Source organism: Weizmannia acidilactici, from assembly GCF_008974225.1.
Lineage (GTDB): Bacteria > Bacillota > Bacilli > Bacillales > Bacillaceae_C > Weizmannia > Weizmannia acidilactici.
Genome location: NZ_BKZR01000042.1, coordinates 1 through 17,869 on the forward strand (window position 1 = coordinate 1; position 17,869 = coordinate 17,869).

The 17,869-nt window shown below is 47.3% G+C and carries 17 protein-coding genes, 1 tRNA gene and 1 pseudogene; 1 reads left to right on the forward strand and 18 read right to left on the reverse strand.

All coding sequences use genetic code 11. The features are described 5' to 3' along the window. Positions 1-169: 169 nt before the first annotated feature. The 16 genes and pseudogenes from lysS to spoIIE form a co-directional block, all read right to left on the reverse strand. Positions 170-1,657, reverse strand: a complete 1,488-nt coding sequence (gene lysS, locus GBH70_RS13470; RefSeq protein ID WP_151681526.1) for a lysine--tRNA ligase — start codon at positions 1,655-1,657, stop codon at positions 170-172. Then, on the reverse strand, positions 1,635-1,787 hold the full coding sequence (locus GBH70_RS16850; RefSeq protein WP_172967539.1) for a hypothetical protein: 153 nt from the start codon (positions 1,785-1,787) through the stop codon (positions 1,635-1,637). The genes lysS and GBH70_RS16850 overlap by 23 nt, the downstream gene beginning before the upstream one ends. 123 nt (positions 1,788-1,910) lie before the next feature. Continuing rightward, positions 1,911-2,903 (reverse strand): tRNA dihydrouridine synthase DusB, encoded by a 993-nt coding sequence (gene dusB / locus GBH70_RS13475; protein ID WP_151681527.1) that lies wholly within the window; start codon positions 2,901-2,903, stop codon positions 1,911-1,913. Further along, positions 2,904-3,123: pseudogene (locus tag GBH70_RS13480) on the reverse strand (helix-turn-helix domain-containing protein). It abuts the gene before it with no gap. Further along, positions 3,075-3,602 carry a 2-amino-4-hydroxy-6-hydroxymethyldihydropteridine diphosphokinase gene (folK, locus tag GBH70_RS13485; protein WP_151681529.1) on the reverse strand — a complete coding sequence of 176 codons (528 nt, stop codon included), beginning with the start codon at positions 3,600-3,602 and terminating at the stop codon, positions 3,075-3,077. The pseudogene GBH70_RS13480 and the gene folK overlap by 49 nt, the downstream one beginning before the upstream one ends. Then, positions 3,595-3,963 (reverse strand): dihydroneopterin aldolase, encoded by a 369-nt coding sequence (gene folB, locus GBH70_RS13490; protein WP_151681530.1) that lies wholly within the window; start codon positions 3,961-3,963, stop codon positions 3,595-3,597. The genes folK and folB overlap by 8 nt, the downstream gene beginning before the upstream one ends. Beyond that, positions 3,944-4,777, reverse strand: coding sequence for a dihydropteroate synthase (folP, locus tag GBH70_RS13495; RefSeq protein ID WP_151681531.1), 834 nt, complete (start codon positions 4,775-4,777; stop codon positions 3,944-3,946). Before folP ends, folB begins: the two co-directional genes overlap by 20 nt. Before the next feature lie 139 nt (positions 4,778-4,916). Beyond that, positions 4,917-5,843, reverse strand: coding sequence for a cysteine synthase A (gene cysK / locus GBH70_RS13500; protein WP_151681532.1), 927 nt, complete (start codon positions 5,841-5,843; stop codon positions 4,917-4,919). 154 nt (positions 5,844-5,997) lie between these two features. Further along, positions 5,998-6,879: an Hsp33 family molecular chaperone HslO gene (gene hslO / locus GBH70_RS13505; RefSeq protein WP_151681533.1), complete on the reverse strand. Its 882-nt coding sequence runs from the start codon at positions 6,877-6,879 to the stop codon at positions 5,998-6,000. A gap of 14 nt (positions 6,880-6,893) precedes the next feature. Continuing rightward, entirely contained in the window at positions 6,894-7,664 is a 771-nt protein-coding gene (locus GBH70_RS13510; RefSeq protein ID WP_151681534.1) for a type III pantothenate kinase, read from the reverse strand. Between the two features lie 316 nt (positions 7,665-7,980). Beyond that, complete coding sequence (gene ftsH, locus GBH70_RS13515) at positions 7,981-9,993, reverse strand: ATP-dependent zinc metalloprotease FtsH (RefSeq protein ID WP_151681535.1); 2,013 nt, start codon at positions 9,991-9,993, stop codon at positions 7,981-7,983. Positions 9,994-10,166: 173 nt separating this feature from the next. Beyond that, positions 10,167-10,715, reverse strand: coding sequence for a hypoxanthine phosphoribosyltransferase (gene hpt, locus GBH70_RS13520; protein ID WP_151681536.1), 549 nt, complete (start codon positions 10,713-10,715; stop codon positions 10,167-10,169). After that, entirely contained in the window at positions 10,699-12,138 is a 1,440-nt protein-coding gene (gene tilS, locus GBH70_RS13525; RefSeq protein WP_151681537.1) for a tRNA lysidine(34) synthetase TilS, read from the reverse strand. The genes hpt and tilS overlap by 17 nt, the downstream gene beginning before the upstream one ends. A gap of 72 nt (positions 12,139-12,210) precedes the next feature. Beyond that, positions 12,211-13,194, reverse strand: coding sequence for a serine/threonine protein kinase PrkT (gene prkT / locus GBH70_RS13530; protein ID WP_151681538.1), 984 nt, complete (start codon positions 13,192-13,194; stop codon positions 12,211-12,213). Beyond that, positions 13,160-13,897 carry a vWA domain-containing protein gene (locus tag GBH70_RS13535; protein ID WP_151681539.1) on the reverse strand — a complete coding sequence of 246 codons (738 nt, stop codon included), beginning with the start codon at positions 13,895-13,897 and terminating at the stop codon, positions 13,160-13,162. Before GBH70_RS13535 ends, prkT begins: the two co-directional genes overlap by 35 nt. A 114-nt stretch (positions 13,898-14,011) precedes the next feature. Beyond that, the gene (spoIIE, locus tag GBH70_RS13540; protein WP_172967540.1) at positions 14,012-16,492 is read right to left on the reverse strand and encodes a stage II sporulation protein E; all 2,481 of its coding nucleotides are present in this window, start codon (positions 16,490-16,492) and stop codon (positions 14,012-14,014) included. Between the two features lie 212 nt (positions 16,493-16,704). Here spoIIE and GBH70_RS13550 point away from each other — a divergent pair. Further along, positions 16,705-16,778, forward strand: a tRNA-Met gene (locus GBH70_RS13550). A 184-nt stretch (positions 16,779-16,962) separates the two neighbouring features. Here the strand turns inward: GBH70_RS13550 and GBH70_RS13555 are convergent. Together GBH70_RS13555 and GBH70_RS13560 are read right to left on the reverse strand one after the other, a co-directional pair. After that, positions 16,963-17,367: a S1 domain-containing RNA-binding protein gene (locus tag GBH70_RS13555; RefSeq protein WP_151681541.1), complete on the reverse strand. Its 405-nt coding sequence runs from the start codon at positions 17,365-17,367 to the stop codon at positions 16,963-16,965. A 72-nt stretch (positions 17,368-17,439) separates the two neighbouring features. Beyond that, a complete protein-coding gene (locus GBH70_RS13560) occupies positions 17,440-17,832 on the reverse strand; it encodes an FtsB family cell division protein (RefSeq protein ID WP_253693903.1) in 393 nt (130 codons plus the stop codon). Positions 17,833-17,869: the final 37 nt, after the last annotated feature.

Consider the following 17,869-nt stretch of genomic DNA (forward strand, 5'->3'; position numbering starts at 1 on the left):
CAAAAAAAGCAGCGGAACCCGGCAAACAGTTCCCGCTGCTTTTTCGTCTATTTGAAATCTCGGCTTTTGTCATAAGAGCCGGGCAAAAATGCCTCCAACCGCCTTTTCATTCATCTATTCATGCACGCGCGTTAAAGCCTACAAACTTAAGCAGGGCCAAAGCCGTTTTTTAACCTCTGCTTTTCATCAAAGGGAAGAGCAGCACATCGCGGATGGATGGGGAATTCGTTAACAGCATCACGAGTCGGTCGATGCCGATGCCGAGCCCACCTGTTGGCGGCATGCCGTATTCCAAAGCTTCCAGGAAGTCTTCATCCATTTGGTGTGCTTCATCATTTCCTTGTTCCCGTTCTTTTAACTGGTTAAGGAAACGTTCGCGCTGGTCGATCGGGTCATTGAGCTCCGTGAACGCATTGGCATGTTCACGCCCTACGATAAACAGCTCAAATCGGTCTGTAAACCGCGGGTCTTTTTCATTTTTCCTGGCCAGCGGGGAGATTTCCACCGGATGGCCGTAAATGAATGTCGGCTGGATGAGTTTGTCTTCCACCCTTTGCTCAAAAAATTCGTTCACGATATGCCCGTATTCCATATGCTCCGTAATCTCAATATTGTGTTCTTTCGCAAGCGCCCTCGCTTCTTCTGTGCTCGTGACATTCCAGAAATCGACGCCCGTATATTCTTTAATAGCATCCACCATATGCAGGCGGCGCCATTCCGGCTCGAGGTTCACTTCATGTTCTCCGTATTGGATGGTGGTTTTGCCCAGTACTTCTTTCGCCGTGTGGGCAATCAAGTTTTCGGTCAGTCGCATAATATCATTAAAATCCGCATATGCTTCATATAGTTCGAGCATAGTGAACTCAGGGTTGTGACGGGTGTCAATGCCTTCGTTGCGGAATACGCGCCCGATTTCATATACTTTTTCTAAACCGCCGACAATCAGGCGTTTTAGATGGAGTTCAATCGCGATCCGCATGTACAGGTCCATATCCAATGCATTATGGTGCGTAATAAACGGGCGTGCAGCCGCTCCCCCGGCAATGGTATGCATCATTGGCGTTTCGACTTCAAGGTAGCCGCTTTTGTCCAAATAATTGCGGATTGATTGGACAATCCGGCTTCTTGCGATGAACGTATTTTTGCTTTCTTCGTTCATGATCAGGTCCAGATAACGCTGGCGGTAGCGCTGTTCAATGTCGCGCAGGCCGTGGAATTTATCCGGCAGCGGGCGCAGCGCTTTCGTTAACAGAATAAACTCTTTGACCTTTACGGACAGCTCCCCTACTTTCGTGCGGAAAACTGTTCCTTTGAGGCCGACGATATCCCCAAGGTCGGCGTTTTTAAACAACTCGTACTGTTCTTCCCCGACAGCGTCCTGGCGAATATAAAATTGGATTTGCCCCTTTAGATCCTGGATATGGGCGAAACCTGCTTTCCCTTTCCGCCGTTTTGTCATGATTCTCCCGGCAATGGCAACGGGAATCTCTTTTTCTTCCAGTTCTTCTTCCGTCCATTCGCCATATTTTTGCTTTAATTCCTCGGTGTTTGCCGTCCGATCAAAGCGTTTGCCGAACGGATCGATGCCTTTTTCCCGAAGCGCCTCCATTTTTTCTTTCCGGACGAGATACTGTTCATTTATATTTTCGCCACTCATCTAAACATTTTCCTCCAATCGTTAAAAATACACCGGCCAATATTTGCTCAAACTTACGAAAAAGGAAAGCTGCCCTTCCTTGTATTCTGCCAATCAATGCTTGAATGGTCCGCCGTTCAACATTAGCCATTATAGCCGTATACCTCTATTATTGTACACAATCTTTTCCGTTCAGACATCATTAAAAAGGTTTTTCTTTATGTACAAGAGCGAACATGATAACTGCCAGTGATTCCACTGGCAGTTATCATCCTTACACTGCTTGTTTTTGTTTTGCTTCCTGCTCTTCCACATAATTGCGTAGGAGGGTGACAAGATCCTCCCTTGTTTCGCACGCATTAATGCCGTTCCGCACTTTGGCATTGCCTCGCAGGCCTTTTAAATACCATGCAGCATGCTTTCTCATTTCGCGGACTGCGATTTCTTCGTTTTTCAACGCGATCAGGCGGTCGAGGTGCAAGATGCAGACATCGATTTTTTCGCGGATGGAAGGCTCTCCGATTAATTCGCCGGTTTCCAGGTATTTCACCGTCCGGTAGATCATCCACGGGTTGCCGAGTGCGGCGCGCCCGATCATGACCCCGTCCACCCCGGTTTCATCGAGCATCCGTTTTGCATCCTGCGGTGTTTTCACATCGCCGTTTCCGATCACAGGGATATTTACCGCTTGTTTCACTTCACGGATAATGTCCCAGTTCGCATGCCCTTCATACATCTGCTCACGGGTTCGGCCGTGCAGTGAAACGGCAGATCCGCCTGCGCGTTCCACAGCCCGGGCATTTTCCACCGCATAAATATGCTTGTCATCCCAGCCCATCCGCATTTTAACCGTGACCGGCTTTTCAACGGCATCGACAACCGCTGCCACCATTTCGTAAATTTTGTTCGGGTCAAGCAGCCATTTCGCGCCCGCTTCACACTTAATGACTTTATTGACCGGGCAGCCCATGTTGATATCAATGATGTCGGCATTCGTATTTTTATCGACAAATTTGGCTGCTTCGACAAGTGACTCTTTTTCCCCGCCGAAAATCTGCAGGCTCATCGGTTTTTCCCGTTCGTCAATATACAGCATGTTTAGCGTTTTTTCATTTTTGTAAAGGATCCCTTTATCGCTGATCATTTCGGCGCAAACAAGTCCTGCGCCGAACTCTTTGACGGTCAGGCGGAAGGCGGAATTGCAGACGCCGGCCATAGGCGCTAAAACGACAGGGTTTTTCATTTCAATATCGCGGATTTTTAACATTCATAAACCTCCTTTTTCATCGCGGATGATTTCATCTATCGGTATATCAAAAAACGGATGAAATTTTTTCCAACAGTGCTTCCGAGGGCCATTCCGTTCTGCTTTCCACTTCCCCGAGCACAGACACAGAAACACCCATCTTCCTCGCAAAACTTTCCTGTGTAAATCCTTTTAATTTCCGGAAAGCGCGGATACGCCTTCCCCGCTTATCTGTTTCCATAGCCGGATCCCTTCTCTGTCTATACATGCTTCAAGCAATTTTGCAAAAGGGATTTTTGTAACAGGATGTATGAGCGAGTTGTCCAATTCTGTGAGTGGAACTAAAACAAATGCCCTTTCATGCATTCTCGGGTGTGGGAGTACAAGTGTCTCTGTTTCCATATTTTCATGATTATACAGCAAAATGTCAAGATCGATCGTCCGCGGTCCCCATCGGATTTCCCTTTTTCTTCCCAAAGCTTTTTCAATCCGGAGGCATGCATCAAGCAGTTCGAAAGGCGATAAACCGGTGTTGATTTTTACCGCCATATTCAAAAATTTTCCTTGATCCGTGTAGCCGACCGGATCGGTTTCATAAATCGATGAAACTTTGCAAACCTTAATTTCCAGGTTGTTTTCAAGCGCTTTGACCGCATCAAGCAAATAGGAAAAGCGCGGCTCAATATTGGACCCGAGTGCCAAATAAGCAAAATTATCCATTGTCTCTTCTCCTCGTAATTTCTACCGCAACAGATTGGTAATGGCCGGGGATAGGGGGATCCGGTTTGGTCACTTTTACCGTTACTTCCAAGATTTTATCAAATGAAGCAAGGATTGACCCGGCCAATTTTTCTGCTACGGCCTCAAGCAAACGGTAAGGGCGCCCTTCTACGATCGTTTTAGCCAGATTGTATACATCCGCATAACTGACCGTTTCTTCCAACCGGTCTGTCAATCCCGCCTGCTTTAAATCCAAATAAAGGGTCAGCGATACGCGGAAACGCTGGCCCAGTTTTGCCTCTTCCGGAAACACACCGTGATAGCCGTAAAACTCCATTTCATTAATAAGAATCTTGTCCATCCGGTTTCCCCTTTCCAACAAGCGCATCCATTATTTTCACCATTCTGCTGACCGGCTTTACGTCATGGACGCGCACCATATGGCAGCCTTTTGTAATCCCATAGCAGCAAACCGCCCCCGTGCCCTCCATTCTCTCATCGACCGGCAGTCCGAGCACATGGCCGATCATCCGCTTTCTCGATGCGGCAAGCAAAACCGGGTAACCGAGGGCAACAAGCTTATCCAAGTTTTGCATCATTTCGAGGTCTTCCATAAACCCTTTTGCAAAACCAATACCCGGATCCAAGATAATTTGGTCATCTTCCACACCGGCTTTTTTTGCAATATTAATGCTTTCATAAAGATCATACAGGCAGTCGCGCATAAAATTTTCGTAATACGCATTTTCCCGGTTATGCATTAAAATGATCGGAACGCGATGCTTTGCAGCAACAGCTGCGATTTCCGGATCCCGCTTTGCGCCCCATACATCGTTGATGATATGCGCCCCTGCTTGAACCGCTTCATCTGCCGTTTTCGCTTTATACGTATCTACGGAAATCGGAACTTGTATGTTTCCCGAGACCGCCTGAATCACCGGCAAAATCCTTTCCAGTTCTTCTTCTGCGGAAATGGGTTTATGCCCCGGCCTTGTCGATTCGCCGCCGATATCGAGCAGATCGGCACCGTCTTCCACCATTTGGTATGCATGTTTTACTGCCTCGTCTGTATGAAAAAAATTCCCCCCGTCGGAAAAAGAGTCCGGCGTGACATTTAAAATGCCCATCACATATGTTTTTTTCGAAAAATCGAGCTCGAACCGGCCACACTTCAATTTTTATTCTCCCCTTTTTCTTTCATTTCAATAAATATAGTCTATCATAATTCCGTTCCACGTATAAAACATCCGTATTTTTACAGGTAAAAAAGAAAACCCGCAGAGAATTTTCCTCCACGGGGTTTGGATCCGCTGCTTAATCTTCAAACTGGTAAAGCGGTGTGCTCAGGTAACGTTCGCCGGTATCCGGAACAACGGCAAGCACTTTCTTGCCTTTTCCGAGTTTTTTCGCAACCTCGAGGGCCGCGAAAATGGCCGCACCGGATGAAATGCCGCCAAGCACGCCTTCTTCTTTTGCCGCTTTTCTTGCAGCTTCAAAAGCTTCTTCTGTTTTGACGCGGATGATTTCATCATAAATGTTTTTATCCAGCGTCTCAGGGACAAAGTTGGTGCCGATGCCCTGGATTTTATGCGGACCCGGTTTGCCTTCGGACAGGAGCGGTGAATCGTCCGGTTCTACCGCATAAATTTTGATATCCGGGTAAGCTTCACGCAATGCCTGGCCAGCACCTGTAATCGTTCCGCCGGTACCGACGCCGGCAACAAATGCGTCAAGCTGGTCTCCCATTTGTTCGATGATTTCTTTCCCCGTTGTCAAACGGTGGATTTCCGGGTTGGCCGGGTTTTGGAATTGCTGCGGCATGAAGTAGCCATTTTCTTTTACAAGCTGTTCGGCTTTATTGACAGCGCCTTTAATGCCTTCTGAACCAGGGGTCAATACAAGTTTTGCCCCGTATGCGCGAAGCAGGCTGCGGCGTTCGAGGCTCATCGTTTCAGGCATGACAATGACAGCTTTGTACCCCTTTGCAGCCGCAATCATTGCAAGCCCAATCCCTGTGTTTCCGCTTGTCGGCTCGACAATCGTATCGCCCGGTTTTAAGCGGCCTTTTTTCTCTGCATCTTCAATCATGGCAAGCGCAATACGGTCTTTTACGCTGCTGGCGGGATTGAAATACTCCAATTTTAAATACACTTCTGCAGAATTTTCGTCTGTTAAGCGGTTTACTTTTACGACCGGTGTTTTGCCGACCAATTCGGCAACCGAATTTGCAAAATGTGCCAAGACATCCACCTCATATTCCGAGTATTTTTATTGGTTTAATATTTAAAAAATAACATCATTTTGCCAGGTTGTCAACTGGAATGCCTTGCTTCTCTATGACAAAATTCCTAAAAAGGATGGGCCGCCCTTGGGCAAAGTGTTTCCACTTTTCTTATTACCCCTTTGCTTCTTCCAGCAGTTTTTCCAAATCTTCGCGGGTGAAGTGGTATTTTTCCCGACAGAAATGGCAGACGGCTTCAGCCTGCCCGTCTTCTTCAATCATTTCCCGGATTTCTTTTTTCCCGAGGCTGATCATGGCGGATGCAAATTTTTCTTTTGAGCAGGTGCATTCAAAACGGACCGGCATTTTGTCCAATACCTGTACATTTCCTTTGCCGAGGAGGCTTTCTAAAATTTCTTCCGGTGTTAATCCCTTCCGGATCAGCTCGGAAATCGGGGCTGTATTGGCAATCTTGTTTTCAATGGCCGTAATGATTTCCTCCCCTGTTCCCGGCATAAGCTGAATGATAAAACCGCCCGACGCCAAAATCGTGTTGTCCGGATTGACAAGCACCCCCACGCCAACCGCGGAAGGCACTTGCTCCGAAGCGGCAAAGTAGTAGGTAAAATCTTCGCCAAGCTCTCCGGAAACAAGCGGAACCTGGCCAGAGAAATGTTCACGCAACCCGAGGTCTTTTACAACCGTCAGGGTTCCGTCCGTTCCGACCGCGCGCCGGACATCGAGCTTTCCTTTTTCATTTACATCAAAATGGGTTTGCGGATTCGTGACATACCCGCGGACTTCACCGTGCGCATTTGCATCCACGAGGATTACACCGATCGGGCCGCCGCCTTCCACCTTAATTGTAATTTTCTCGTCGCCTTTGAGCATTGCCCCCATCATGGCGCCTGCCGTCAATGTCCTTCCCAATGCGGCCGATGCCGTCGGCCACGTATAATGCCTGCGTTGCGCCTCGCCAACCGTTTGTGTCGTATCCGCTGCGTATGCGCGCACTTGCCCGTCATATGCCAAAGCTTTGATTAAGTAATCCGTCAACAGAAAATCCTCCTTTAATACTGCACGTTCCGTTTGTAGATCAGGTATAGACCTTTTAAAGTTAAAAACTGGTCTACAATATCGATGCTATTCGATTCTTTTGCAATCAGGGGCGCATGCCCGCCGGTTGCAATTACAATCGGGTCTTTCTTACTTTTTGCTTTCATCCGGGAGACGATACCTTCAACCTGTCCCACATAGCCGAAAACAATCCCCGCCTGCATGGCTGAGACGGTGTTACGGCCGATAATATCATCCGGGCTCGCAATTTCAATCCGCGGCAATTTGGCAGCCCTGGAATACAGCGCCTCCGCGGAAATGCCGATGCCGGGCGCAATCGCTCCCCCCATGTACTGCTTGTCCTCATTAATATAACAATAAGTGGTTGCGGTCCCGAAATCCACAATAATCAACGGGCTTCCGTACTCATGGATGCCCGCCACCGCATTGACAATCCGGTCTGCGCCGACTTCACGCGGATTGTCGTACTTAATGTCGAGCCCCGTTTTAATCCCCGGACCAACAATAAGCGGAGACACGTGAAAATATTTGCTGCACATTCTTTCCAATGCATACATGATCGGCGGCACAACGGATGAAATGATGATCCCGGTGATATCTTTGAAATCAATGCCGACATGGTTAAATAATGCTTTCAGCGACATGCCGTATTCATCATCCGTTTTGTCACGTACCGTTTGAATGCGCCAATGGTATTTTAATTCGTCTTTATCATATACACCTAGTACAATGTTTGTATTCCCGACATCGATCACAAGTAACATATGCTCACCACTTTATTTATCTATATTCGATTACGCAACCATCATACCATAATCTTTGTTCTACAGAGAATGCTTTCATGGCCATGTTGGAAAGCCCGACCCCAAAAAAGATGTACGAAAGAAACAGCCCATTACCGAAAAAACAGAGAATTTGCGCCCTAAATGCTTCTTTGATGAGTCATGTCAAATTGGAAGGTTTCCTGCAGAACAGGAACCCAGAAATAGTGGCGCATGCCGGAATTCAACAAAAATTTTAACAATCCTTCAAAAAAAGCACCGCCAATTTTTTAGACGGTGCTTTTTTGCGCTTCATGGATCACACTTGATCTTCATCATCTGTTGGTTTTGTTGGCCCGAACTTTTCAGGTCGCCTTTCGAGCGGCATTCCGGAATCAAGGTTGCTTCCGGCGTCCGGGTCGACTTCGTTCACCCTATCCTGCTTCGGCTGCAGTTTGACACGCGGCTCTGTCCCCCCGATTTCAGTCGGATCCTGGTTGGAGACAGGTTTATCCGGCAATGTGCCGTGCTCAAACAAATGTTTGATTTGTTTTGCATCCAGCGTTTCAACTTCCAACAGTGTTTTTGCGATCAATTCCAGCTTATCCCGGTGCTCCAGTAAAATTTGCTTTGCACGTTCATAGCACAATTTCATGATATTTTGAATTTCGATATCAATTTCATATGCGATTTTATCGGAATAATTTTGGTCGTTATTGATGTCTCTGCCCAAAAATACCTGGCCTTGCGATGAACCGAACTGCATCGGCCCGAGTTTTTCGCTCATCCCGAATTCCGTTACCATCCGCCTGGCAATATTAGTGGCGCGTTCAAAGTCATTGGAAGCTCCTGTCGACACTTCGCCGAACGTAATCTCTTCGGAAACGCGGCCGCCAAGCAACCCGGTAATCTTATCGAGCAGTTCCGGCTTTGTCATAAAGTAACGGTCTTCTTTCGGAACCATCATCGCATATCCGCCGGCCTGGCCGCGCGGAACGATCGTAACCTTCTGGACGATTTCTGCTTCATCCAGCACAAGCCCGATAATCGTATGCCCGCTTTCATGGTATGCAACAATATTGCGTTCTTTTTCGGAAATGACGCGGCTTTTTTTAGCCGGTCCGGCAATGACACGGTCTGTCGCTTCATCGATATCATGCATGTCAATTTTTTTCTTGGAAGCCCGCGCTGCAATCAGCGCCGCTTCATTGAGCAAGTTCTCCAAGTCGGCTCCCGAGAAGCCCGGCGTTCGTTGGGCAATGGCTTTTAAATCGACAGAAGGGTCGAGCGGCTTATTGCGCGCATGGACGCGGAGCACTGCTTCCCGGCCGTTGACATCCGGGCGGTCGACGGTAATCTGTCTGTCAAAACGGCCCGGCCGCAGCAACGCAGGGTCGAGAATATCCGGACGGTTCGTTGCCGCAATAATGATAATCCCTTCATTGGCGCTGAAACCGTCCATTTCAACGAGCAATTGGTTTAACGTTTGTTCGCGTTCATCATGGCCGCCGCCAAGTCCGGCTCCGCGCTGACGACCGACTGCGTCGATTTCATCAATAAAGATGATACAAGGCGCGTTCTTTTTCGCATTTTCAAACAAATCACGGACACGGCTTGCACCAACACCGACAAACATTTCGACAAAATCAGAACCGCTGATGGAGAAGAAAGGAACTCCTGCTTCACCGGCAACTGCCCTTGCCAGCAATGTTTTACCGGTACCCGGAGGCCCGACGAGCAGTACGCCTTTCGGGATGCGGGCGCCCAATTCCGAGAACTTGCGGGGATCTTTTAAGAACTCGACCACTTCGACAAGTTCCTGCTTTTCTTCGTCCGCCCCGGCGACGTCGCGGAAACGGACTTTCTTTTTATCATCAGAGTAAAGCCTTGCTTTGCTCTTCCCGAAATTCATGACACGGCCCCCGCCGCCCTGTGCCTGGTTCATCAGGAAGAAGAATAGAATAAAGATGATCACGAACGGGATAATGGATGTCAGGAATGATACCCACCCATTCGTTTCTTTTGCCGGCAGGACATCCACTTTAACATTTTTGTCCGCCGCCGCTTTATCGATCCGGTTGAGCATGGCCTGGTCATCCATAACATAAGTGACAAACTGTTTATTATTATCCAGCTGGCCCCGGACCTCATAAACGCCCCTTGAAGGCTGCGTGGTAAAGCTCTTTACACTGCCATTATCCAAATAAGAAACAAATTGATCATATGAAATGGTTTCCGTCGTTTCGCTGCTATTATTGAAATAACTTACGATCCCAATCAGGACGAGAAATAATAATACATAGAAGATTGTATTTCTAAAGATCCGATTCATTCCTTACCTCCTCCCACGGTCTTAAAAAACTATATTCAATAGTACTATAGTAATTTTTAATTTAACAACCTTTTGCACCTGTTTTCATATTTTTATCAACGACCGTTTTCTTTTTCGCTTTCCATACATATAGCCTTAATCTTCCGTTTTCGTCCGGTTTTTTTGGGAAAAGATTACTCTTCCTGATGGGTATAAACGGAAGGCTTCAGGACGCCGATGTAAGGAAGGTTGCGGTACTTTTCCGCGTAATCGAGGCCGTAACCGACGACGAATTCGTCCGGAACGTTAAAGCCGACGTAATCCGCCTGGATATCTGCTTTACGTCCGGATGGTTTGTCGAGCAATGTCACAATTTTAATGGATTTCGCTTTCCGGTAACGGAACAATTCAACAAGATAGCTGAGCGTCATCCCGCTGTCAATGATATCTTCTATGATGAGGATGTCGCGGCCTTCAACCGACGTGTCCAAATCTTTTATAATTTTGACTTCCCCGGATGAAACAGTTGAATTACCATAACTGGATACATCCATAAAATCCATTTCCAAATATGTATCAATATGCTTGACAAGATCGGCCATAAACAGCATGGCCCCTTTCAATACCCCGATTGCAAGCGGAAACCTACCATCATATTCTTTCGTCAGCTGCTCGCCCAATTCCTTTACTTTTTGCTGGACTTCCTCTTCTGTAATTAATATTTTTTCAATATCCTGGTTCATCTCGTGATTGCCCCCTAGAAGTTGTTTGCTTACAGTAATGCACAATATAGTAGGTTTCATGAGGTAAAACATGATTTGGTTCAAATCTTGATTTTTTTAGATTCGGAAGCCATAAAATGGTTCCGTTTGAATCGGTTACAACCGGCCATATGTCTCTTTCCGGCTTTGAAATTTTTTCGTCAATAAATATATCTTTTACCTTTTTTGAGCCGTCTAATCCTTTTACTTCAATTCTATCCCCTGGTTTCCGGGTGCGGACGATCAAGGGGAGAGAAATATCGTTTACGTGTAATAATAGCATATTCTTCGGAAGGTATGAATATGAAATTTCCTGTTTTTCAAGCCTTATCGTATATCCGTTCGGCAGATCAATTTCCATCCCTTCGTCTAAATCGTATTGGTATGTAGTAATGCCGGCGGCAGGTTCCCGGAAAGCAAAAATGCATCTCCCGTAGTCCCTCACCGCTTTTACCCCCCCGGGCAGGTCAACTCTTCCGGACGGGTGCGGGCTGCCGGCCAATTTTATAATAGCATCAGTATGTATGGCTGTGATGTTTTTCAAATCACTATTGTAAAGATATTTTAATATTAGATGAATCCCCCTCCTTTGTAAAGGTAAAGGCATCCGTTTGAACTTTGGGATATCAAGCGTGCAGGACCGGCCTTCCACCGCAAGTGCTTCCTGTATTTTTTCCTGCGCCAGCCCGTAAAGAAAAGCCTCATCTTCCAGCAGTTCTTCGCTGAATCTTTGGAAATGCGCGTGGACCTGCGGATTTTCTTCTTTTAAAAATGGCAGGACAACGGAGCGGAACCGGTTTCTCGTATAAGCGGGCGATTCGTTGCTCGCGTCAGTACGGGGCTTGAGGCGGTAATGGAGACAGTAGGATTCAATTTCTTTTTTTGTCGTGCCTAAAAGGGGGCGGATGATCTCGCCTTTTGCAAACGGCCGCCTGAAAGGGATCCCGGCCCTCCCTTTTCCGCCTGTTCCCCTTGTGAGACGCATCAATACCGTTTCAATCTGGTCATCGCCGTGGTGGCCGAATACGACTTTATTTGCCTTTATTTTCCCCATCGTTTCCGCCAAAAAACCGTAACGGTATTTTCTGGCCGTTTCCTCGAGGCCGAGACCCTCCTCCTTCATTTTTTCCAGGATCGGAATTCTCGCAGTTTCGCATCCAATTTGTAATGTTTTACAAAAACTTTCCACAAATAAGAGGTCGTTGTATGACGCTTCCCCCCTGATCATATGGTCAATATGGGCGGCAGTAATCTTGGCATGGAAGCGTTCGCTTCTTGTCGCCAGAAAGTGGAGCAGCGCAAGCGAATCCGGCCCGCCGGAAACCGCCACAAGAAGGTGGTCGCCCTTTTCAATCAGCCGGTGTTTTTTGATAAAATTGGATACCTCTTCCTCAAACGGCAGCATATAAAACCTTTCCTTTTGCGAGTTTTTGTTACATCCATTTTAACATGGGCACCCATAAATTTCTAAACATATTCAAACGATGTAAAAGCTATATATCCAGTATAACATAGACACAATCACAATGATGGCAATCCCGGCAAAAATCTTTTTTAATTTTCGGAACTTGCGTTTTTTCACCCTCGACATCCGGACCTTTTGTTTTTGGGGCTCCCCTTTCCCGGAATATCCCCGCTTATCCGCGGTTTTTTCTTGCGTTAAAAGCCCGAGCAATTCCCGCCTCATTTCGGAAGCCGAACGATATGTGCCACGCAATGCTTTGCGGAGGACCGGCTCGAACTTTTTCAGCCCTGGATGCTGCTTTACTGCTGCCATAAGCTGCAACAGGCCGTTATTATTCTTTTTCGTGAACCGGCGCTGGTAAGCAAGATTGATCATGACCATGGCAACGGAAAACAGATCGTAGCCTGGATCGGCTTTCCGCGGGCCGAGGCCCCAATAACCCCTGTCAAAAAACTCCGTAAATTCTTTCACAGAACGCCCGATCTTTGTCATTCCGCCCGGATCGATGCAGCGGATGCGGTTGGACGGCACCTCCACCAATAAATTTTCAGGCTTCAAGTCTCCAAAGATCCATCCTTGCTCATGCAAATGATGCACATCTGAAAGGAGCTGCACGACCAGTACTCCCGCCCAGGCAAAACCTTTTTCGGAAACGAAAGAAAGCAGGTCCGGCCCATGGATATATTCCATGGCATAAAACGGGATCGGTTCCGCCCCGGGTTCCCAATCATCCGCGTCCAGCAAAGAAGGCCCGAGGGAGTGCCCTTGGGCCTTGGCAAATGATTTTAATACATTGGCCTCGGAAGCCATTGAAGCGGTGCTGGCGCCTATTTTCAACGCGACAGGGCCCGCTTCCGATTCCGCTAGGTAAACAGCGCCGTTTGCACCCACCCCCAGTTTTTTTCGGATCCTGTATTGTTTTTTATGCCACTTTCCCGTTATGACCGTGCCCGAAGGATAATTAGATCGACTCTTCAAAGTATCGTTCGTCATCATGCGGTAACAATCCCCTTAACTGCCTTTTTCGCCCGAAGTAGTGGATCGCTTCATGTATCGCAGGTCCCGTCGGAGTAATGCCGCCCACCTGCAGTTTTGGAAAAATACTTGTTAAAGATTCCAGTTTCGGCGTCCAGTCAAGTAATTTCTCCACTTCGGTCCTTTTCCCAGGAAATACAAAAACTGAAAATTGATTATTTCCCATCCGCGCATTCAAGCTTAACGATAAATCGAGCAAAGCTTCTTTTACTGTCGGGAGTTTTGGTTTCATGCTTGCGCTTGTATCGACCAAAATTAAAATTTCCAAATCCACCGTTTCGCCCAGCTCATCGACCACCTCCAACACGTCTCCGCGCTTTTCCGGGGGCAGCGCTTCTATCGATGCCGAATCCCCTAAAATCTGCTTTAACTCCCTGTTGACAACCCCCTGGATCGTTTGCGTCATTGCCCTTCTTGTGACCATCTGCACCGTTTGCGATAAATTCCTTGTATAAACGATTTGGCTGACGCCACCTCCCGACATGGCGATATCTTGAATTTCTTTTGCGCCTTTTTCATCGATAATATCGCGTTCCATCACCCCAATCACATTGACGGTAATACCTTCTTCCCTGGCCAAAGCAGCGGCCGCCGCCGGATCGCCACCCTGGTTTGAACAACCGTCCGTAATGAGTAAAATTTGTTTTAATGTGCCTGCATTCATCTTTCTTCTCCTCCTCGTCCGTTGATGGCTGTAATGCCGTTTTTACCATCATCGACAATCGGGAGAAAATATATACAATCTGCCCCCTTTCACACCTGTATGTCCTCCGCTTTTCTATGAAATCAACTTTTTCCCTTTGCTGACCGGAATGGCGGCCCATTTCGGGATATTGTGCTTGACTTTTGCCACAACAACGGTCATATCGTCTTCGATCAGCCCGGATCTGGAACGGATCACTTCTTCCAAAAGGAGATCGGCAATTTCCTGGGGATCTTCCGTTTCGATTTCTCTGATCTTCCGCTTCATCCAAAGTTCTGAGTTTTCCACATATTTCGGCCCTTCAAAAATCCCGTCACTCATCATGATCAAAATATCACCGGCTTTCAATTGCCGGGAAACCACATCGACATCAAATTCCTGGATCATCCCCATCGGCAAATTCCCCGATTCGATTTTGATGACTTTATCGCCGCGCTTTATAAAACTCGGTGTCGATCCGATTTTCAAAAATTTGCCGCTCGCATCCTGCAGATCAATCATGGCGAGATCGAGCGTGGAAAACACTTCTTCCTGTGTCCTGAGCGCCAGGATCGAATTCACCGATTTGATCGCGATTTTTTCCTCGATCCCGGACTGCAAAATCTGCCGGAGCAGCCTGAGCGTTTCACTGCTTTCATGGTGGGCGCGCTCGCCGTTTCCCATCCCGTCGCTGATCGCGATCGCATATTTCCTCGACCCGAGCTCGATCATGGAATAACTGTCCCCGGAAATAAATCCGCCCCCTTTCGCGGCATGCGCCACGCCTGTTTCCACCACATACGCCTTGGCCGACCGGAATGTCACATAGCCAAGCCCGCCGGCATGCGAACTGAAATCTTCTTTTTGGACAACAATCGTTTCCCCTAAAATATCCGAAAGCATCGGGGCGATAATTTTTTCGCACTCCCCGTAACCGCTGTACTGCGGCAGCGTAATATCGATATCAATATTGCCCGCTTCAAGGCTGTAAATCTCAACCTGGTCAATGTCGAGCCCGAAATCCTGCAGCGCCTCCAGAATCATTTCTTCCTGCCGTTGGTGGTTTTCACGTTCCCGCTGGATCTCTTTCGCAAAATCGCCCATTACTTCCGAAACACCCTGAAGCTGTTCCGCCACAATTTTTCTGCTTTCTTTAATCATTTGTTTCAATTTTTGATTCGCCTGATAGAAAGACAATTCCTGGAGGATTGCATCTTCCACTTTTTTCGCCTTTACGCAATGTTTTTCAAGCTCGCGGTGGACCCGGCGGGAAACGGTCCCGTCCCCTTCATCCAGGTCTTTCATTGTCATCTTCAGCAAGTCATATGTCCGGTCAAAGTTTTTTGCCCAGCATTGTTCTTTTTTAAAGCAGGTCTGGCACGTCCGCTCCGTGATGTTGCTGAAAAAATAATCGAGTTCCCGTTCTTGATCCTCTTCTTCTTTTGCCTGGTCATACTGCGAGAAGCTTGTGGAAAGCGCATGAAAAACGGACGAAAACTGTTCGACGCGGTGGACGGTGGCATCACGCACTTTCCGCAAATATTGCTGCTGTTCTTTTGCATACTCGGCTGTCCCCGGGATATGCCTGGCCATTTTTCTGGTAAACGAGCGCGGCGTCAAAAACAAGAGGACGATGCTGATGCATGATTCATACAGCGTCTCGCTTAAAGGCGTGCTGGTTTCGCCGTACATGCCGATTAAAAGTGTGGCAATCAGCAGGCCGGCCGACGCCCCGCCGCGCTTTCCTTCCTTTAATAAACCGCACAGCAGCCCGGCGAATGCAAGCAGGCTCATTTGGTAAAAACTTGACACGTTGGCGAGGCTGAAAATGAGCCCGGTGACAACCCCGACGGTCGATCCGACGGTGGCGCCCCCAACAAAAGCAAACAGGAGGACGAGATAACGCGATAATATATGCTCAACCGACAGACCGTTTATTGACCAGCCGATCGTGCCGGTCAGGACGGAGGCCAGCATGATGATTAAACTGACGACTTCCTCCGTTTTTAATGTTTTTTTCCGCCTTGTTTGTGATAATATCGGAATGCTTTGCATAAATATCATGGTGAGGATAAACGTTAAGCATGCTTCCACGCCCGCCAAGAGGCTGTCATAAGGCGCGAGCTGGAATTGCTGCTGAAGATAGAAATAAACGCATTTTGAGATGAAGGATATGGCAAGAATGTAATACGGCAGCACCCGCATTTCTTCCTTATGGTATTTGCCGAACAGCCTGAAAACAAGCACAAAGAGGATGGTGGATGCCAACGTATAAACGCCGTTCGCAACAGAAACTGTTAAGCTGCCCGCGGTGAGGCCGAGCAAAGCGATCGGCGCCTTGTCCCTTTTCATTGCATAAACAGCCGCAAAAAACGGCAGCGCAAACGGTGTAAAATGAGATAAAATGAGTGCCCTTCCCAGCAAAAACCCGATAACAAGCAGGCTGAGCCCTTTTTGGACAAAAACGGATTCAAATTTTTCTTGGAGCCGTTTCCACCCTTTTGCAAACTCCATTTTCGTCTCCTCGAAATCCACATTGCTCCCTTGTTCGATAATACCCCGCTCAATTTTTCCCATATTCACAACGACCCCCCCATTTCGTTTTGTTAAATGCAATTATAAGGGAGCGTTGCTCAAAAGTTTGTCAAAATTCCGTTGTAAATAAAAAGAAAAGTTCGACTTTTTCTTTGGGAAGCCGAAAAACATTTTACAATTTTCTTCAAAAGAATAAGTTGACAAACAACCTCTATGCCTGTATCATAGAAAATGTGCTTTTCGTTAGAAGCGACGGCGGCGTAGCTCAGCTGGCTAGAGCGTACGGTTCATACCCGTGAGGTCGGGGGTTCGATCCCCTCCGCCGCTATTCAAAGGATAAAAAAACCGGCCTGAAACGGGTCGGTTTTTTTCGTGCAGCACAGCGAATCTTGTCCGAAACGGCAAAAGAAAAAAGCGGATCCGACAAACCGATCTGCTTGTTTCGGATTCGCTTACCTGTTTCCTATGCACAAAGCATCCTGTATCAATTTATGTGTCAACTAGACAGCAAGTTAGCCTCTTCTGGCGCCGCGTCCGCCGCGTTTCGACTCTGTGTTTCTCTTGAGCGAAGATAAGCGGTCTTCACTGTCTTTCAGAAAGCGCGCCATCTTTGCTTCGAAATCTTCTTTTGCGCGGTTGTTTGCCCGGTTGTGCCTTTGCGGCCGGTGGGACTGCTGCGCCTGGTCTTTCGCTTTGCGGATGGACAGCCCGATTTTTCCGTCCTTTTCGACATTCAGGACTTTCACTTCAACCATATCGCCGATATTTAAATGGTCGTGAATATCTTTTACATAGTTATCAGCAACCTCGCTGATATGGACAAGTCCCGTAGAGCCGTCCGGCAATTCGACGAAAGCCCCAAAATGAGTGATGCCTGTTACTTTTCCTTGTAACTTGCTGCCTACTTCGATTGACATAAAAAAATTTTTCCTCCTTAAAAGTTAAAAAATCAAGCTTTTACATATTATAACGAACATGAAAAAAGAGTGTCAATAAGACACGTCTTCTTCTTGGGTATTCTTTTTGGAATCAGGAAGATTAAAGATAATTTCCCCTTTTTTAGAAAGAAAATACTCGCTTCTTGCCAGCTTTGCAATATAATCGTCATCTTTCAGTTTGGCAATCTCGCTTTTCAACATTGTCTGCTGTTTGTCGATTTCTTTTACTTTTTGTTCCAATTTTACTTTCTGTTCTTTTTTGGCTGCCAGCTGCGCCTTCCGTGAGACAAGGGTTGAAATCATCACACTGGAAATGAGAACGGCCACGACGGTAAACAGCGCCAACCGGCGGAAAAGCAGTTTGCGCCTCTTTACCATGATTTTTTCTTTCGCGGATTGCTGTTTGATATAGGCATTGTCCATTGAAGCAATGTTACGTTCCAAACCTTTACCTCCTATCCGCCAGCAGCAGGCAAAAATG